Origin of the sequence: Vibrio penaeicida (assembly GCF_030689305.1) — a bacterium.
In the GTDB taxonomy this organism is placed as follows: Bacteria; Pseudomonadota; Gammaproteobacteria; order Enterobacterales; family Vibrionaceae; genus Vibrio; species Vibrio penaeicida_B.
This window is the reverse complement of sequence record NZ_JAUYVM010000011.1, coordinates 135,253-152,657: the sequence shown is the minus strand read 5'-3', so window position 1 is coordinate 152,657 and position 17,405 is coordinate 135,253. Positions and strand designations below refer to the sequence as shown.

Below are 17,405 nucleotides of genomic sequence, written 5' to 3'. Positions count from 1 at the left end.
AGTAAAGTTGTACAGGTGATTTTTTTCGTTTTGTCGATTTTTTGTGAGCGAAACCTTGGTCAGAAAAGCTTGCTAGACCAACCCAATTTATTCCTTAGCACGTGATAGTAACTGTAGTCTTCAGGGTGAATGAGTTTGAGTACATTTGGGCTTTGATAAATGTGGATCTCATCTCCAGGGGAGACGGGTAGTGAAATTTGCCCATCACAGCTTATCTCCTGCGTGCCACGATTATCTGGGGAAACAAGCAATTTAATACGTCGATTGCCATCCACAACTAACGGGCGGCTAGAGAGTGTGTGAGGGAACATTGGCACAAGGGAAATAGCGTTCAGGCTTGGCGATAAAATAGGACCGCCGCCAGAAAGTGAATACGCAGTAGAGCCAGTTGGAGTGGAAATTATCAATCCGTCGGAGCGTTGCGAGAAAGCGAATCGATCATCGATGTACACTTCAAATTCGATCATGTGAGCGATTTGCCCAGGGTGGAGTACCGCTTCATTAAGCGCCGCATTGTGACTTTTTACTTGCCCGTGCCTATGCACTTCAGCTTCCAGTAGAAAGCGGTCTTCCTCTAAGTATTCACCAATCAGGACTTTGGATAGCGCCTTTTCAAAGTCTTCAGGGTCGAGATCGGTTAGAAAACCGAGGTTTCCACGGTTTACACCAATCACCGAAATATCAAATCGAGACAGTACTCTGGCCGCACCAAGCATATTGCCATCGCCACCCACAACAATGGCAAGATCCGCTTGTTTTCCAATGTTCACTAGACTGGTGAAACAAGAGCGGTCTATGTCTGTTAGGATTTCTTGTAATCGATCGTCAATGACGACGGAGTAGCCTTCTTTAATGAGCCAGTGGTACAACTCTTTATGAGTTTGAATGGCTTTACTGTCACGGGGTTTGCCTATAATTGCGATCACTTCAAAAGGCTTTGGCATAGAGAAAATCCGTTGTCTGAGGTTATTGTGCTTGAAACGCAAATCTTCATCCCCATAATAAAGGCAAGTTGAAGAACTATGCGAGGTTTTTTATCTCAATTTTTTGAGCATATTATCGCATAAGTAGTTGAATTCTGAATTCTGGAGATATCATGAGCAACGAAGAAAACAAGATTAATGAAGAAGAGCTAAAGCAACAGGAAACTGCAGAAGAAGTAGATGCAGTAGGCTCTGATGCCGATATCGATTGGAACGAAGAATCGGTTCAAGATGAAACTGATGCAAAAATCGCTCAACTTGAAGCAGCATTGCTTTCAAGTGAAGCTAAAGTGAAAGAGCAGCAAGAATCGGTACTTCGTGCAAAGGCAGAAGTTGAAAACATGCGTCGTCGCAGTGAACAGGAAATCGATAAAGCCCGTAAGTATGCGCTGAATAAATTTTCTGAAGAACTGCTTCCAGTTATCGATAACTTGGAGCGCGCTATTCAAGCAGCAGATGCAGAAAACGAAGTGATTAAGCCATTCCTTGAAGGTGTAGAGCTAACACACAAAACATTTGTGGATGTTGTATCTAAGTTTGGTCTTAAAGAGATCAACCCTGAAGGTGAGGCGTTCAACCCTGAATTCCATCAAGCTATGTCGATTCAGGAAAGCCCAGATCACGAATCTAACATGGTGATGTTAGTCATGCAGAAAGGTTACGAGTTGAATGGTCGAGTCATTCGCCCTGCTATGGTGATGGTTGCGAAGTAATTCGTTGCTGCTAATACCGCCACTGCTACGGCTTTAATTAAACGAGATTTAAAGTTGAACTGTGGCTAAAGCGATAAGCCTTATACAAGAAGCCCGCCTATTTCAGGTGGGCTTCTTATTACCTAAAAAAATGCTCATTGCCGTCAGAATTTATTGTCAGCAAACTTGAGCTACCAGCGAATTTAACTTTCAGCGAGTTTTAATTATCAGCGAGTTTTAACTACCAACAAACTTTAGGCGTATTGGTACCATCGGCTTTGACCGTGAGTGTGCCGCAAGAATCACTGTTTTGCCCTTTATCTGATTTTGGGGTGGCGGTGATTGTGTAACCACCCGCGGATGTTACCGCAAAGGCGTACCTGTCGTCTGAGGTATCGCATATGATGCAAGTGGAGCCAGATAAGATGTTGCTCCATGAGTAGCCATTGTTATATGCCTGCTCCATTGTTAGTTGAATACGGATCATATCCGCCATGGCTTGTTTACGGTGCCCTTTGTATACGTAGTCGTTCAAGGAGGGGTAAACAACCGCCGCGAAAATGGCAATGATAGAAACCGCAACCAGAATTTCGAGCAAGGTCATTCCTTTGGGTGGGCTGTTGCGCTTCTTGCATCTATTTTTTCGAATCATTTCCATATCTTCCTTCATTTTCGCAGCGCTATTCTTCGTTGGTGCTAGCATCTCCGCAAGCGAAATTAGGTGCATAAATGAAGTTTCAGAGGAATTTGGAATATGGCTCGCGGCTTTACACTCATTGAGCTTTTGATCACTCTGGCTTTGCTGTCCATTCTGCTTGGTGCGTTTGCTCCAAACTATAAATCAGTGACTGATGGCAACCGTATAACTCGTTTATCCAATGAGCTTCAGGCTTTTTTGGTTGAAGCGCGGTCGGAAGCGGTGATGAAAAATAAAGACCTTTGGGTTCATGTCACTATTTCAGGTGCTTCCAAAAATGGAGACTGGTCCGTTGAGCTACGTGAAACGAATACAGCTTCAGGTGCTTTAGTTCAATCTGTATCTGGCTCACCTTTCAAAAGTATCCACTTCAATAGTAACCATGGCTCTCCGTTTAAAGTGGAAGGCGTGAACGGTCGAATTCAAGGTGGCACTTTTCAATTCAGTTACAAAGAAAATATGTCAGATAGTGGTTCGGTGATTACTCACTTTACCAATGGTCGAGTCAAAGTGTGTGGCAGTAGAGGGAATACTCATGGCTTCAAAGAGTGTTAGCTCATCGCGCCAGTTAGGCGCGTCATTGGTTGAGTTAATGATCGCTTCAGGGCTAAGTATGCTCGCGATCATTTCAATTGGGTCTGTATATCTGACGGCACAAAAGTCGGCAACTCAACGTTCTCTTGACCTTCTGGTTTTGCAAAGCATGTCGGATACCCTTAAGTACATAAAAGAAGATGCGCTCAGGGCTGGATACAATGGCAGTGAAAATGCCGCGGCTATCGTGTCTGGGGCGGGCGATGTGTATGTAACCACACCAACTTCCTTGGGATATGTGTATTTGAACAAAAGCGATAAGTACGAGCATGTATTCTTCAAGCATGATGATAACAACATTAAAATATGCACAAAGCAGTCTGCTGCGATTGGCACTCAAGCATCTTGTAATCGGTATTTCAAAATGCTGGATGAAAACCAAGTAAAAATTACCGGATTTACGGTGACATCGACACCACTCGGTTCATCGGTAAGTTCAGCATTTATAACCCTCTCTATGACTGGATCCCTTAAGAGCTCGGCGGACTCAGTCACTCTTAATACATCTTTTAAACAAAGGAACTGGAAATGATCCGACGTTCTGAAGGCTATATTACGCTGACGATAACAAGCTTTATCTTGTTAGCTGCGCTGATTTTAGTTATGGGGTCATATAAACAGGTTTTCTTTCAAATTAAACGTGCGCAGAACGAAGTGAAAAGTCGCCAAGACCATTGGACCGCAGAGGGGGGGCTAGAGTGTATTTATGCTCGAGCCCACGTAGACAAAGTGTCTTCTGGTAACGTGAATGCATGCTCGAATCAACCAGAATTGACGATGTCTTTGGTGACATCACCTAATGGAAAAATGGCTACCGCACTGGTTGGTAGCACCATCCTTGAAAAAGAGATCCAATATGGTGGTTCGTTGGGCTCAGGTGCTTTGCAGTCGAGTGCAGACTTGTTTCTTCGCGGTGCCAATGCTTTTGATACCCCTGACCCAGGTACCTTAACGAGTGATGGTTGGAAATGTGTAGCAGCTCGATACAAAAGTACTTTCAAAGTACTTGGGACAATACAGAATAAAGGCGTCGTTCACGGTGATCCTCCGTGGGCTGGCTTTGACGGGCAAGGTAAAGACTGCAAAGCGGCGAATAAGACGACGACCAATGGTAATGGAACGACGAGTTTATCAACAGGCGATTTTGTCAAAGATTCGTCAGTCGCACCTTTTGAGAATTTTTACGGTATTCCTGTAAGCAAAGCGGAAAAAGTAAGAGATAACGGAAATTTCCATATTTTAACGGGCTCAACAATTACCTCAGGAACTAAGATTCTTAGCAATTGTGGCACCAAAATAAAAAATGCTATCCATGCAGGGAATGAATTTATATGGGTTGAAGGAGGGTGTGAAATATCAAAAGATGAATACCCCAGTTTGGTAGCCAAGTCAGCCGCGACACCTAATGGGGTAACGTTAGTGGTCAATAATGGTCCTATTTCTTTGATATCGGATACTACTTCTGGAGAATTTAAAGGGGTACTTTTCCATATAAATTCAAGTTATTCCCCTGATTTAAGCGATTGGAACTCTCTGCCTGGCGCCAATCCATTTCTCAACCCAGTTGGCGCTTCAGATATACCTTCGGCAGTTCGAGCAAATGCATCCTATTACCAAAGTGGTTCGTTTACTTTTTCGGGTGGCCAGTATTTAGATTCTAGTGGTCACTCAGCAATATTTAATAATGCCGTTAGCCTAAGCTTTAACAAAGACGTAATTGATTATTCTCGAAGCAAAAACTCCCCACCAAAATGGGTAAAAGGATCTTGGAATGATTTCTAAAAAACACCAAGGTTTTAGCCTGATTGAAGTGATGATCGCTTTTCTAATATTTGGTGTTGGCGTACTTGGGCTTGTGAAGTTACAAACTTTTATGGAGCACAAATCTGAACATGCGATACGTAGCTTAGAAGCGTTGTATTTAGCCGAGTCAAAGTTGGAGTATTTTCGCCAGCGATCGGTGAGCGGCGCTAATGGCACCATAACTTTTGATAGCATCCAGTCGGGTACGGAAGTAAAAAGCGGAGGCTACACACTGACATGGACGGTATCACAGCCTACCGGTTCCATTTCGTCTGCGGTGAAAATCATCACAGTTGAAGGTGAGTGGAAAAATCGGTTCAATGCGAATCAAAAAGTGTCGATTAAAACCATGGTGTCCAGCTACAACGAGTTTGATTAGAGCTTTTAGACCGCTGTACAAAAATTCATCATATAAATAATCCACTCTTAAACATAACGGCGCTACAGGAGAATTAACTTTCCTGTAGCGCTTTTATTTTGTGCTAGTTGCAAGATTGATTATGGTTTGTTGTTTGTTTGTAAATAAATTAAAAATAATTGTCTGAGATTATGAAATGGTCTGGTTTTTTGTGCTTTTATATTGGTGTTCCAATAGAATAGTCAGTCGAGAAATGAGCGATATATAACTAAATGAATAGCTCGTTGAAAACAACATCTGACATATGGAGTTACCTATGAGTAACCAAGCTGTTAAGCAGGCTCCACCATCCCAACCGTCGGGAATGGACCGATTTTTAAATTTTATCGAACGCGCTGGTAACAAGATCCCTGATCCAGCAATCTTGTTTTTTTGGGCACTAGTGATTGTTTGGGTATCGTCAGCATTACTTTCTAATGTTTCCTTTGATCTGATGAACCCGCGTACTGGTGAAGCACTGGAAATAAACAACCTACTTACTGGTGAAGCACTCGCGAGTTTCCTTGCGAATATGGTGACAACTTTTACTAGCTTTGCACCTTTGGGGATTGTGTTAGTGGCAATGCTAGGGGTAGGTGTTGCTGACTCATCTGGTTTCATCACCACTGGCTTGAAGAAAATGCTGAACTTCACGCCAGCGAAACTTTTAACGCCAATGCTTATTTTGGTGGCGATTGTGTCACATACTGCTGCCGATGCGGGTTACGTACTCGTTATTCCGTTGGGGGGTATTATCTTCCATGCTGCTGGTCGTCATCCTCTTGCCGGTATTGCGGCGGCATTTGCGGGCGTTTCTGGTGGCTTCTCGGCTAACTTTATTCCATCTGGCATCGATCCTCTCTTGGCTGGCTTCACCCAAACGGCAGCACAGGTATTGGATGAAAGTTATGTTGTGAACCCGCTGGCGAATATCTTCTTCACTGGAATCTCCTCTGTCATCATTGTTGCGATTGGCTGGTATGTGACCGAGAAAATCATTGAACCTCGTCTAGCCAATACTCCTGTTGATGAAGATGCGGAAGAAGCCCCCGATTTAGGATCGTTTTCGGCTATTGAATCCAAGGCGTTTCGTTATGCTGGTTGGGCGATGTTGGCAGGTATTGCTTTGCTGGTTGTCGCACTTATTCCGGAAGACTCAGCACTGCGCTCACCTGATGGAGAGTTAACAGCATTCTCCGCACCAGTAATGAAATCTATCGTACCGCTGATTTTCATTCTATTTATCATTCCCGGTATTGTTTATGGCCGTGTGGCTGGCACGTTCAAAAGCAGTAACGACGTGATTAAAGCCATGTCCGATACTATGGCGACGATGGGTGCTTACATTGTCATGTCATTCTTTTGTGCGCAATTCCTGTCGGCGTTTGGTCAATCAAACATTGGTACTATGCTTGCGCTTTACGGTGCTGAAGGGCTTAAGGCTCTTGAACTACCAGGGCAAGCTACCATCGTAGGTATGATTCTCCTTACGGCATTTGTAAACTTGCTGGTTGGGTCTGCATCTGCGAAATGGGCGTTAATCGGTCCAATTCTAGTGCCGATGCTAATGGCAGTCGGAATTTCTCCTGAGCTATCTCAAGCGGCGTATCGTGTCGGTGATTCCGTATCCAACATCATTTCACCGCTTATGGTGTTCTTCCCACTCGTCGTGGTTTATTGCCAGCGTTACGTGAAATCAACGGGTATTGGCACTTTGGCTTCTCTCATGATGCCGTTTTCGATCGCGATGCTGATTGGTTGGACGATCTTCTTACTGGCGTATTGGGCCTTAGGAATACCTCTAGGTATTCAAGCGCCTTACACCTATACGATGTAAATTTAGAAGCGACACTTTGTAATTTGATACAACGCTTTAAACAAAAGAAACCCAGCAATTATGCTAGGTTTCTTGTTTTTTTATGAACACTATTTGAGGTAGCGTGCATGAAACGCTAAGTGATCCTCGATGAAGCTTTGTATAAAGAAATAACTGTGGTCGTAGCCATCTTGTATTCTAAAAACAATATTGTCGTGCTGTTTAGCGATGCTTTGAAACATGTCTGGTTTTAGCTGTTCTTCAAGGAAAGAATCAGCACTCCCTTGATCAACCAATATTGGCGGCACGCTATCCGTTGCTTTTAGTAATTCACAGCTGTCGTAGCGCGACCAGTTGGCTTTATCTTCTCCTAAATACAGGCTGAATGCTTTAATACCCCAAGGACAATTCATGGGCTTGGTAATTGGGCTGAATGCAGAAACAGAACGGTATAGGTCTGGGTGCTTTAAGCCAATGCTGAGTGCACCGTGTCCACCCATGCTGTGTCCTGAAATGGACTTTTTGGTGTTGACTGGGAAATTGGCTTCAATGAGTGCTGGAAGTTCTTTCACCACATAATCGTACATATGGTAGTGAGTGCTCCAGGGTTCTTGTGTCGCATTAAGGTAAAAGCCTGCGCCTAAACCAAAATCGTATGCCCCTTCCGAGTCGTCGGGTACGCTTTCGCCTCTCGGGCTGGTATCTGGCGCGACAATAGCAACACCAAGTTCGGCAGCTTTACGAAATGCCGCGGCTTTTTGCATGAAATTTTCGTCAGTGCATGTCAGCCCAGATAACCAGTAGATTACAGGTACTGGCTCAGATTCGGCTTGTGAGGGTAAAAAAATGGCGAATCGCATTTCACACTGCACAGTGTTGGACTGATGAGTAAATTGTTTGTGCCAGCCGCCATGGACTTTTGCGGCACTGATTTCAGTAATAGCCATGTATAGGAGCTTCCCCAATAGGAAACAGAGCGGAAAACCGCTCTGTTTAGTTGAAGGTCGACAGACCCTATTTATCGAAATGGACAACAGAGCGTATGCTTTCGCCTTTATGCATGAGATCAAAAGCGTCGTTGATGCCATCTAGCCCCATAGTGTGAGTGATGAACTCTTGTAGACCAAACTCACCATCCATGTATCGCTCTACAATGCCCGGTAATTCGGAGCGACCTTTCACGCCACCAAATGCGCTACCACGCCAAACTCGACCTGTCACCAACTGGAATGGGCGAGTTGAGATCTCTTGCCCTGCGCCTGCCACACCAATAATGACAGATTCTCCCCAACCTTTATGACAACATTCAAGTGCAGAGCGCATAACATTGACGTTCCCGATACATTCGAATGAGAAATCGACGCCACCGTCGGTCATGTCCACAATGACTTCTTGAATGGGTTTGTCATAATGTTGTGGGTTAATGCAATCTGTCGCGCCAAGCTGCTTGGCGAGGTCAAATTTACTTTCGTTGATATCGACACCAATGATGCGGCTTGCTCCGGCCATTGTGGCACCAATGATCGCGGATAAACCGATTCCGCCTAGCCCAAAAATCGCAACGGTATCGCCTTTTTGTACTTTAGCGGTGTTGAGTACCGCCCCCATACCTGTGGTTACGCCACATCCAAGTAAACACACTTCTTCTAGTGGGGCATCTGCGTTTACTTTCGCTAACGAGATTTCAGGCAATACTGTGTATTCTGAAAATGTCGAACACCCCATGTAATGATATATAGGCTCACCGTCTTTATAAAAACGAGTGGTGCCATCAGGCATCAAACCTTTGCCCTGAGTTTCTCGAACTGCTTGGCATAAGTTTGTTTTTCCTGAGGTACAGAACTTACACTCGCCACACTCTGCCGTGTAAAGAGGAATGACATGGTCACCGACCTCAACGCTGGTGACACCTTCCCCAACCATTTCAACAATACCGCCACCTTCGTGACCCAAAATAGAGGGGAAGATACCTTCAGGATCGTCGCCCGATAAAGTAAATGCATCGGTGTGGCAAACACCAGAAGCAACAATCTTAACCAGAACTTCACCCGCTTTCGGAAGCATGACATCAACTTCTTCAATAGAGAGTGGTTGATTTGGTCCCCACGCTACCGCTGCGCGAGATTTAATGAATTGTTCAGACATGTTTGTACCCTTAAGTAATCACGATGGTCGCCAATAGGTTGACTCGAGAATATCCCAACTAAGAGAACATCCTAACGTATAGAGTGAGTTGGCGAGGTATGGGAGACATTTTAATTAATTTATTTGAATTGATAATCTGGGTAAAATGAAATTTACTATTACATATTTGTAATAATAAAATTTGTGTTGAGGCACTAAAAATGGACCAATGGGAAGGGGTCACAGAGTTTGTCGCTGTGGCGGAACAAGAGAGTTTTACACTTTCAGCTCAAAAATTATCAACCTCAGTCGCACAAGTGAGCCGCAAAATTGCACGTTTAGAACAACGTTTGTCGGTAAAACTGTTCCTAAGAACCACACGTAGGGTGACGTTGACCGATGCTGGCAAAGTGTATTATCAGCATTGCCGGCACTTAGTGGATGGCCTTGAGTTTGCGGAAGAGGCGGTAACAGAGCTTCAAACGACCCTTAAAGGAAAGATCAAGCTAACGGCACCGGTAACATACGGGGAACAAATGCTTGCCCCTTTGCTGAATGAATTTTTAGTCGAGTACCCTGAAGTCGAATTAGACTTCCACCTTTCTAACCAGAAGTTGGACATGCTAGAGCATGGTTTTGATTTGGCTATTCGCCTCGGGCACTTAGGCGATTCCACATACATCGCCAAGCGGTTAGGTGCTCGTCAAATGCATGTGTGTGCGAGCCCAGCCTACTTAGAACAATTTGGCGAACCTCGATCTTTATTGGAGCTCTCCCAGCACCAATGCTTAATAGGAAACCATCCCTACTGGCGATTTATTGAAAATGGTCATAAGAGGCAGCTTTCCGTTGAAGGACGGATGAAATGCGACAGCGGGCGTGTGTTGATTGATTCCGCGCTCAAAGGTATTGGCATCGTTCAATTGCCCGATTATTACGTTCACCCCTATATGGCAACCGGAGAATTGGTAGAATTGCTTACCGATTTTCGTGATACCAAAGAAGGGATCTGGGCGCTGTATCCTAACAATCGGTATTTATCCTCTAAGGTTCGTTTGCTGATTGATTTTCTGGCTGACCGTATGTCTATTTATTAAACTCGCATGCGAACATCCAAGCTTGAGTATATAATCCGCGCATTCCATTTGAAGAATCATTGCAATTTAAACGAGCCTAGAGAGAAAACGTGTCATTTAGTGAACAAGATGAACATTTCATGCGACGAGCTATCGAGCTTGCTCACCAAGCCGAATTGGAAGGTGAAGTGCCCGTCGGTGCAGTATTAGTAAAAGATGGTAATGTGATTGCAGAAGGCTGGAACCGTTCAATAGGGCAACATGACGCAACGGCACACGCTGAAGTACAAGCGCTGCGCAAAGCGGGCAGTGAGCTGGAAAACTACCGGTTGCTTGATACCACCTTGTACGTCACGTTAGAGCCATGCCCCATGTGTGCAGGTGCGCTGCTTCATAGCCGAGTAAAGAGAGTGGTTTATGGTGCGCCAGATTTAAAAGCGGGGGCGGCAGGCACAGTATTGAACCTGTTTGAAAGCCAAGCGTCGTATCACTACGCGACAATAGAATCAGGGTTACTTGAGCAAGAGTGTAGGGAGCAATTACAAAGCTTTTTTAAACGTCGACGGAAAGAAAAAAAAGCGTTAAAAGAAGGGAAGTCTGATGGCAAACATCAGGATTGATGTTTGCCGTTTAGAAACAACTGTATCTTCCGTATCAAGGCTCTAAGCAAAGAGCAAAAGCTTTGCTACGCCAAATAACTTTTTTCTTGTTATTGGCAAGCATACGCTTACGACGATTGGACGAAACAGCCTTTTGTAGCAGTCGCTTAGACGACTTTCTTTTGGAGAACATATCTTCTCTCCTCTACCAAGCTAACAATAACGGTGCTGTTATTTTTTTCTGGCACCGCCCAACACTCCCTTCACCGGTACTAGCTTTTCTTTTGACTAGTCATGCTTCTATTATCTTTGTTAAAAGCGACATCTTTGGTGAACAGCGAGTTTTCTTTTACAGCGAAACTAAGGTTTCATTTGTACAGCAAAACTAGGGTTTCTTTGTACAGTAGAAACAAGTTATAAGCTTCGATTGTTACGAGTTGATGACGTGACAGCAAAGATTGTCATCACTGTTTAATGTAAGGGCGATTGATAGGTTTTTCAAGTACTGTGACACTTAACCAAAATAACTCCATAGAAAAGGGTAACGGGCTCTAATCGTTTAGAAAAGACACATTGCCCCTAAGAATGCATTTTCATCTTAGAGAACTTTTGAATTGAGTGAGTACGTTTGAAATAGAGTGGGGGCTCAATAGTTAATTGAGCCCCCACTGGGTATCCAATAAATCGAATTGCTTTAAAGATATTACTTCTTGTCTTCTTTAGGCTTTTCGCTCTGTTTTTCACCTTCAGCCGGTTTATCTTGTTGCTTTGTATCCTTACTTGATGTTGCCTCAGCTCCCGAAGTCGTAGGCAGAGCGGCAGACAGTGGAACATCAATGACTTGAAGATCGTCAATGTTGATCTCTTCGTTTGCGATACGCTGCTTATCGATATGCCCAATGATCGATTGGTAGTAACGGCGAATGTTCTCTACGTAGTTTCTCGCTTCATCTCCGCGTGCGTAGCCATAGCGAGTTTTGCTATAAAACTCTTTTTTCCGCAGTAGTGGCAATCTGTCTTTTACATCTGCCCAAGAATCTGGATCGCCGCCTTGGCGTTTTGTGAGTCTTCTCGCATCCATCATGTGACCGTAACCCACATTATACGAAGCGAGGGCAAACCAAATCTTCTCGTGTTCAGAAATTGAGTCGGGCACGCGATCGACGATGCGTCTTAGGTATTCCACGCCACCTCGCACGGATTGTTCAGGATCGAGACGATTCTTCACGCCAACGCTTTTTGCCGTTGGCAAGGTAAGCATCATCATTCCTCTTACCCCGGTAGGTGATTTAGCGAGTGGATTCCAATGTGATTCTTGATAGCCCAGCGCTGCAATTAAGCGCCAGTCGAATTCGTTAGAGTGCTTCTTGAATAGCGCCTCCCATTTAGGCAGTTTGCTGTCTAATGCGCGAATGAATGCTCTCGTATCCACGTAATCGAAGCTTTCAACGTGACCGAAGTATTTTTCTTCCAATCGAGCCAAATCGCCAGATTGTTTAAGAAGCCCGAAGAATTCGATGAGCAGTGCGTAGAGGCTTTCATCGTCGCTGCGACGCATATACCAAGAGATGGGCTGATCTTCTGTTAGCTCAAATGCTAAAGCCAGTGAAGGGTACAAACGCTGAGATAAAGAAAGTTCAACCGAATCGGCCATGGTGAGCGCCAATTCTCCCTTTGATACTTTCTGCAGTAGATCGTTGACGTCAGCGTCTTCTTCATCGCGATAAACGAGCCCCGGTTTTTCTTGTTGGAGCGTTTTTAATGTGCGTTCAAAGTGTGAATCTTTTACAACGATGATAGGGATTTGCTTTTTAACCAGCTGATCGACGTTTCGTGGTCGCCATGAGCCTTTTTTATACACCACCTGTTGAGATACATAATAGTAAGCTGGTCCGGCGCGAAAATGCTTAAGGCGATCGGGGGTCTGACTTAATCCAGCCGCAATCATATCAATTTCGCCACGATCGAGCGCTGGGAACAATTCCGATAAGCGGTAGGCTGGTTTCATTTCCAAATTGACTCCAAGCTCGTCAGCAAATCGCTTGGCGAGCTCAAAATCTAAGCCAGTAGGACCATCAGGTCCAATATAGTAAGAAAGCTGATTATTCAGTGTTCCGACTCTTAGCGTGCCTCTTTCCTTAATCTTTTCGAGTTCACTTTTTGGGTTGGATTCTATCTGACAGCCAGATAACACAACGCTTATCATAGAGATAAAAGCGAACCTTCTTAGCCAGACTAGTGGGGAAATAATGCTCAAAACAGTTTACTCACACTGAAATTCAGCTCTCTTTATATCAAAGCAGGTCACTAGGGCAAAGCAGCAATAAAAAAAAGAATAAAAAAGCGCGAGATGGCAGACGGAGAAATGCAACAGGTCTTGTCTTTAATTGGTCTCAAGACACTCTGTTTCTAGCACGTAGCTTCCTTTGATAGCGGCGCAATTAATTGAAGTGTTAAAAAAAGGCGCAAACGGTTGCTATTTGTGGTTACGTCACAGATTTTTTCCTCTATAATACGCCCGCAAATGCGAGGTGAAATTGGTATAGGTTTCAGGGTGGATAGTAACCCTTTGAATTTATTGCAATATCATCTTAACTAACTGCATAAGAGACCTAAGCACATGAGAATTTTGCGTGGCTCCCCAGCTCTTTCTGAGTTTCGTGTTAACAAATTACTTGAACTTTGTCGTGAGCAAAGCCTGCCAGTAACAGGTATTTACGCTGAGTTTATGCACTTTGCTGACCTAACAGCAGATCTAGATGCGTCTGAATTGGGCAAACTAGAAAAACTGCTGACTTACGGTCCAACGATCGAAGAGCACGAGCCTGAAGGTCTTCTACTTCTCGCGACTCCACGTCCGGGTACTATTTCTCCGTGGTCTTCTAAATCCACTGACATCGCTGTTAACTGTGGTCTAGACAAAGTAAAACGTCTGGAGCGCGGTACGGCTTACTACATTGAATCATCAGAAACTCTATCTGAAGAGCAAACTCAAGCCGTTAAAGCACTGATCCACGATCGTATGATGGAATCAGTGTTCACGGATCTGGATGCTGCATCTGCATTGTTTACAGTGGCAGAGCCGGCACCAGTAGCAGACGTTGATATCTTAGCGGGCGGTCGCGCTGCGCTTGAAGAAGCAAACGTTTCACTGGGTCTTGCTCTTGCTGAAGACGAAATTGACTACTTAGTAGAAAACTTCACCGAGCTTGGCCGTAACCCGAATGACATCGAACTGATGATGTTTGCTCAAGCGAACTCTGAACACTGTCGTCACAAGATTTTTAATGCAGACTGGACTATCGATGGCGTTGACCAAGATAAGTCTCTGTTCAAAATGATCAAAAATACATTTGAAACGACGCCTGACCACGTTTTGTCTGCATACAAAGATAACGCAGCAGTAATGACGGGTTCTAAAGTGGGTCGTTTCTTCCCAGATCCAGAGTCTCGCCAGTACAACTACCACCACGAAGATGCGCACATCTTGATGAAGGTTGAAACGCATAACCACCCAACGGCAATTTCACCTTGGCCTGGTGCTTCTACCGGTTCTGGTGGTGAAATCCGTGACGAAGGCGCAACCGGTATCGGTGGCAAGCCAAAAGCGGGTTTGGTTGGTTTTACAACATCTAACCTTCGCATCCCTGGTTACGAGCAACCTTGGGAAACTGATTTTGGTAAACCAGGTCGCATCGTTAACGCACTAGACATTATGCTAGAAGGTCCACTTGGTGGCGCGGCGTTTAACAACGAATTTGGTCGTCCAAACCTACTGGGTTACTTCCGTACTTACGAAGAAAAAGTGACCTCTCACGCGGGTGAAGAGGTTCGTGGTTACCATAAGCCAATCATGATTGCTGGTGGTATGGGTAACATTCGTGACGAGCATGTTCAGAAAAAAGAAATTCCTGTTGGTGCTAGCCTGATTGTACTTGGCGGTCCGGCTATGAACATCGGTCTTGGTGGTGGAGCAGCCTCTTCAATGGCTTCTGGTCAATCGGCTGAAGACCTTGACTTTGCTTCTGTTCAGCGTGAAAACCCTGAAATGGAACGTCGTTGTCAGGAAGTGATCGACCGTTGCTGGCAGTTGGGTGACGACAACCCAATCGCATTCATCCACGATGTTGGTGCGGGTGGCATTTCAAATGCGCTTCCTGAACTTTGTGATGATGGTGAGCGTGGCGGTAAATTCCAGTTACGTGACGTACCAAATGATGAGTTGAGCATGAGCCCACTTGAGATCTGGTGTAACGAATCTCAAGAGCGTTATGTTATGGCGGTTGCGCCAGAAAACATGGCAACATTCGAAGCAATTTGTAAGCGTGAGCGTGCGCCATACGCTGTCGTGGGCGTGGCAACAGAAGAACGCCACTTAACACTTGAAGATTCGCACTTCGATAACACGCCAATCGATATGCCAATGGATATTCTGCTTGGCAAAACACCGAAGATGCACCGTGATGCAAAAACGCTGAAAGTGGAAAGCTCCGCTATTAGCCGTGACGGTATCGAGCTAAATGAAGCGGCGGATCGCGTTCTTCGTTTACCAACCGTTGCAGAGAAAACATTCCTTATTACCATTGGTGACCGCTCAGTAACCGGTTTGGTTGCTCGTGACCAAATGGTAGGACCTTGGCAGGTTCCTGTGGCAAACTGCGCTGTTACGGCAGCGAGCTATGATTCTTACCACGGTGAAGCGATGTCGATGGGTGAGCGTACACCAGTTGCATTGCTAGACTTCGGTGCATCGGCTCGCTTGGCAGTAGGTGAGTCTTTGACGAACATCGCTGCGACAGATATCGGCGACATTAAACACATTAAGCTATCGGCAAACTGGATGTCTCCAGCGGGTCACCCAGGTGAAGATGCAGGTTTGTACGAAGCCGTTAAGGCGGTGGGCGAGGAACTTTGTCCGGCACTGGGTCTAACCATTCCTGTTGGTAAAGACTCCATGTCTATGAAAACCAAGTGGAACGAAAATGGTGAAGACAAAGAAGTCACTTCTCCATTGTCTTTGGTTATCACGGCATTTGGTCGAGTGGAAGACGTTCGCAAAACCGTAACCCCTCAGCTATTAACAGACAAAGGCGAATCCTCACTGGTATTGATAGACCTAGGTAACGGCAAGAACCGTTTAGGTGCGACGGCGCTAGCGCAGGTATACAAGCAGCTAGGCGACAAGCCAGCTGACGTAGATAACGCAGAGCAGCTAAAAGGCTTCTTCGATGCCATGCAAACATTGGTTCGTGAAGACAAACTGCTGGCTTACCACGATAAAGGCGATGGTGGTTTGTTTGTAACCCTAGCGGAAATGGCATTCGCAGGTCACTGTGGTGTTCGCTCGAATATCGCAGAGCTGGGTGAAGATGCGCTGGCGACGTTATTCAACGAAGAGTTGGGTGCTGTGGTTCAGGTTAAGAACGACGATTTGGATGCGGTACTTTCTACTCTGGCTGCAAATGGCTTGGAAACATGTTCCCACGTTATCGGTAGCGTTGAAGATTCAGACAACTTCGTTATCACTTCTGGCGATGCGATTGTGCTTGAGCGTTCACGTACAGAACTACGTACCATCTGGGCAGAGACAACGCACAAGATGCAAGGTTTACGTGATAACCCAGCGTGTGCTGACCAAGAATTTGAAGCGAAGAAAGACAATTCAGACCCAGGTCTGAACGTCAAATTAAGCTACGATGTGAACGAAGACATTGCGGCGCCATACATTGCTCGCTCTTCTATGATAAACACAGGCGCTAAACCTAAAATGGCAATTCTACGTGAGCAGGGCGTGAACTCTCACGTTGAAATGGCTGCCGCGTTCGATCGTGCTGGCTTTGAAGCGACCGATATCCACATGAGTGATATCTTAACAGGGCAAGCCGTACTGGAAGAGTACAACGGCTTAGTCGCTTGTGGCGGTTTCTCATACGGTGACGTATTGGGTGCAGGTGAAGGCTGGGCTAAGTCCATCTTGTTCAATGAAGAGGCTCGCAGCCAATTCGAAGGTTTCTTTAAGCGCGAAGATACGTTCTCTTTAGGTGTGTGTAACGGTTGTCAGATGCTTTCAAACTTGAAAGAACTGATTCCAGGTGCAGACTTATGGCCTCGCTTTGTTCGTAACGAATCTGAGCGTTTTGAAGCGCGCTTTAGCCTGGTTGAAGTACAGAAATCCGATTCTGTGTTCTTCGATGGTATGGAAGGCTCGCGTATGCCAATCGCGGTTTCTCATGGCGAAGGTCGTGTTGAAGTTCGCGGCGGTGAACACCTAAATGCCATTGAAAATTCAGGTACGGTCGCGTTGCGTTACGTTGATAACAACGGAAACCAAACGCAGCAATACCCGAACAACCCGAATGGTTCGCCAAACGCGATTACGGGTCTAACAACATCGGATGGTCGTGTAACGATCATGATGCCTCACCCAGAGCGTGTATTCCGCACGGTAGCAAACTCTTGGTCTCCAGAGGGTTGGGGTGAGAATGGTGCTTGGATGCGTATGTTCCAAAATGCACGTAAGAATGTCGGTTAATTGAGTTTTCGCTAGCAACTGATTCTCAGTTTACCGAAACCGCCAGAGTGAAAGCTCTGGCGGTTTTTTTCGAAGTGTTGATGCTGAAAAAC

The 17,405-nt window shown here is 45.3% G+C and carries 14 protein-coding genes; 9 read left to right on the top strand and 5 right to left on the bottom strand.

Translation table 11 applies throughout. The features are described 5' to 3' along the window. Positions 1 to 59: 59 nt before the first annotated feature. Entirely contained in the window at positions 60 to 944 is an 885-nt protein-coding gene (gene nadK / locus Q8W40_RS18070; protein WP_126608825.1) for an NAD(+) kinase, read from the bottom strand. Positions 945 to 1,096: 152 nt separating this feature from the next. Here nadK and grpE point away from each other — a divergent pair, with 152 nt between their 5' ends. Next, the gene (gene grpE, locus Q8W40_RS18065) at positions 1,097 to 1,696 is read left to right on the top strand and encodes a nucleotide exchange factor GrpE (RefSeq protein ID WP_305399155.1); all 600 of its coding nucleotides are present in this window, start codon (positions 1,097 to 1,099) and stop codon (positions 1,694 to 1,696) included. Between the two features lie 220 nt (positions 1,697 to 1,916). Here grpE and Q8W40_RS18060 read toward each other — a convergent pair whose 3' ends face one another. Continuing rightward, positions 1,917 to 2,327, bottom strand: a complete 411-nt coding sequence (locus Q8W40_RS18060) for a type IV pilin protein (protein ID WP_305399154.1) — start codon at positions 2,325 to 2,327, stop codon at positions 1,917 to 1,919. 102 nt (positions 2,328 to 2,429) lie between these two features. On the opposite strand from Q8W40_RS18060, the gene Q8W40_RS18055 reads away from it, so the two are divergent. The 5 genes from Q8W40_RS18055 (at position 2,430) to Q8W40_RS18035 (ending at position 7,003) form a co-directional block, all read left to right on the top strand. Continuing rightward, a complete protein-coding gene (locus Q8W40_RS18055; RefSeq protein ID WP_305399152.1) occupies positions 2,430 to 2,927 on the top strand; it encodes a GspH/FimT family pseudopilin in 498 nt (165 codons plus the stop codon). Beyond that, positions 2,908 to 3,498 (top strand): PilW family protein, encoded by a 591-nt coding sequence (locus Q8W40_RS18050; RefSeq protein ID WP_305399151.1) that lies wholly within the window; start codon positions 2,908 to 2,910, stop codon positions 3,496 to 3,498. The genes Q8W40_RS18055 and Q8W40_RS18050 overlap by 20 nt, the downstream gene beginning before the upstream one ends. After that, complete coding sequence (locus Q8W40_RS18045) at positions 3,495 to 4,748, top strand: hypothetical protein (RefSeq protein WP_305399149.1); 1,254 nt, start codon at positions 3,495 to 3,497, stop codon at positions 4,746 to 4,748. Before Q8W40_RS18050 ends, Q8W40_RS18045 begins: the two co-directional genes overlap by 4 nt. Beyond that, positions 4,738 to 5,148 (top strand): type IV pilus modification PilV family protein, encoded by a 411-nt coding sequence (locus tag Q8W40_RS18040; protein ID WP_305399148.1) that lies wholly within the window; start codon positions 4,738 to 4,740, stop codon positions 5,146 to 5,148. The genes Q8W40_RS18045 and Q8W40_RS18040 overlap by 11 nt, the downstream gene beginning before the upstream one ends. 295 nt (positions 5,149 to 5,443) lie before the next feature. Then, positions 5,444 to 7,003 (top strand): AbgT family transporter, encoded by a 1,560-nt coding sequence (locus Q8W40_RS18035; RefSeq protein ID WP_101110690.1) that lies wholly within the window; start codon positions 5,444 to 5,446, stop codon positions 7,001 to 7,003. 89 nt (positions 7,004 to 7,092) lie between these two features. Here the strand turns inward: Q8W40_RS18035 and fghA are convergent, their stop codons facing one another. Continuing rightward, entirely contained in the window at positions 7,093 to 7,929 is an 837-nt protein-coding gene (gene fghA, locus Q8W40_RS18030; protein ID WP_305399147.1) for an S-formylglutathione hydrolase, read from the bottom strand. A 67-nt stretch (positions 7,930 to 7,996) separates the two neighbouring features. Beyond that, entirely contained in the window at positions 7,997 to 9,127 is a 1,131-nt protein-coding gene (locus Q8W40_RS18025) for an S-(hydroxymethyl)glutathione dehydrogenase/class III alcohol dehydrogenase (protein ID WP_305399146.1), read from the bottom strand. Positions 9,128 to 9,327: 200 nt separating this feature from the next. On the opposite strand from Q8W40_RS18025, the gene Q8W40_RS18020 reads away from it, so the two are divergent. Together Q8W40_RS18020 and tadA are read left to right on the top strand one after the other, a co-directional pair. Further along, positions 9,328 to 10,203, top strand: coding sequence for a LysR substrate-binding domain-containing protein (locus tag Q8W40_RS18020; RefSeq protein ID WP_101110687.1), 876 nt, complete (start codon positions 9,328 to 9,330; stop codon positions 10,201 to 10,203). A gap of 89 nt (positions 10,204 to 10,292) precedes the next feature. Further along, complete coding sequence (gene tadA, locus Q8W40_RS18015) at positions 10,293 to 10,802, top strand: tRNA adenosine(34) deaminase TadA (protein WP_305399144.1); 510 nt, start codon at positions 10,293 to 10,295, stop codon at positions 10,800 to 10,802. 682 nt (positions 10,803 to 11,484) lie between these two features. Here tadA and mltF read toward each other — a convergent pair. After that, on the bottom strand, positions 11,485 to 12,987 hold the full coding sequence (gene mltF / locus Q8W40_RS18010; protein WP_305399143.1) for a membrane-bound lytic murein transglycosylase MltF: 1,503 nt from the start codon (positions 12,985 to 12,987) through the stop codon (positions 11,485 to 11,487). A 414-nt stretch (positions 12,988 to 13,401) separates the two neighbouring features. Here mltF and purL point away from each other — a divergent pair, with 414 nt between their 5' ends. Continuing rightward, the gene (gene purL, locus Q8W40_RS18005; RefSeq protein WP_305399142.1) at positions 13,402 to 17,313 is read left to right on the top strand and encodes a phosphoribosylformylglycinamidine synthase; all 3,912 of its coding nucleotides are present in this window, start codon (positions 13,402 to 13,404) and stop codon (positions 17,311 to 17,313) included. The last annotated feature ends 92 nt before the right edge of the window (positions 17,314 to 17,405 follow it).

Bases quoted from the DNA above. Each gene is read 5' to 3' on its own strand.
- nadK (WP_126608825.1), bottom strand. From the start codon at position 944: ATGCCAAAGCCTTTTGAAGTGATCGCAATTATAGGCAAACCCCGTGAC.
- grpE (WP_305399155.1), top strand. From the start codon at position 1,097: ATGAGCAACGAAGAAAACAAGATTAATGAAGAAGAGCTAAAGCAACAG.
- Q8W40_RS18060 (WP_305399154.1), bottom strand. From the start codon at position 2,327: ATGATTCGAAAAAATAGATGCAAGAAGCGCAACAGCCCACCCAAAGGA.
- Q8W40_RS18055 (WP_305399152.1), top strand. From the start codon at position 2,430: ATGGCTCGCGGCTTTACACTCATTGAGCTTTTGATCACTCTGGCTTTG.
- Q8W40_RS18050 (WP_305399151.1), top strand. From the start codon at position 2,908: ATGGCTTCAAAGAGTGTTAGCTCATCGCGCCAGTTAGGCGCGTCATTG.
- Q8W40_RS18045 (WP_305399149.1), top strand. From the start codon at position 3,495: ATGATCCGACGTTCTGAAGGCTATATTACGCTGACGATAACAAGCTTT.
- Q8W40_RS18040 (WP_305399148.1), top strand. From the start codon at position 4,738: ATGATTTCTAAAAAACACCAAGGTTTTAGCCTGATTGAAGTGATGATC.
- Q8W40_RS18035 (WP_101110690.1), top strand. From the start codon at position 5,444: ATGAGTAACCAAGCTGTTAAGCAGGCTCCACCATCCCAACCGTCGGGA.
- fghA (WP_305399147.1), bottom strand. From the start codon at position 7,929: ATGGCTATTACTGAAATCAGTGCCGCAAAAGTCCATGGCGGCTGGCAC.
- Q8W40_RS18025 (WP_305399146.1), bottom strand. From the start codon at position 9,127: ATGTCTGAACAATTCATTAAATCTCGCGCAGCGGTAGCGTGGGGACCA.
- Q8W40_RS18020 (WP_101110687.1), top strand. From the start codon at position 9,328: ATGGACCAATGGGAAGGGGTCACAGAGTTTGTCGCTGTGGCGGAACAA.
- mltF (WP_305399143.1), bottom strand. From the start codon at position 12,987: ATGATAAGCGTTGTGTTATCTGGCTGTCAGATAGAATCCAACCCAAAA.
- purL (WP_305399142.1), top strand. From the start codon at position 13,402: ATGAGAATTTTGCGTGGCTCCCCAGCTCTTTCTGAGTTTCGTGTTAAC.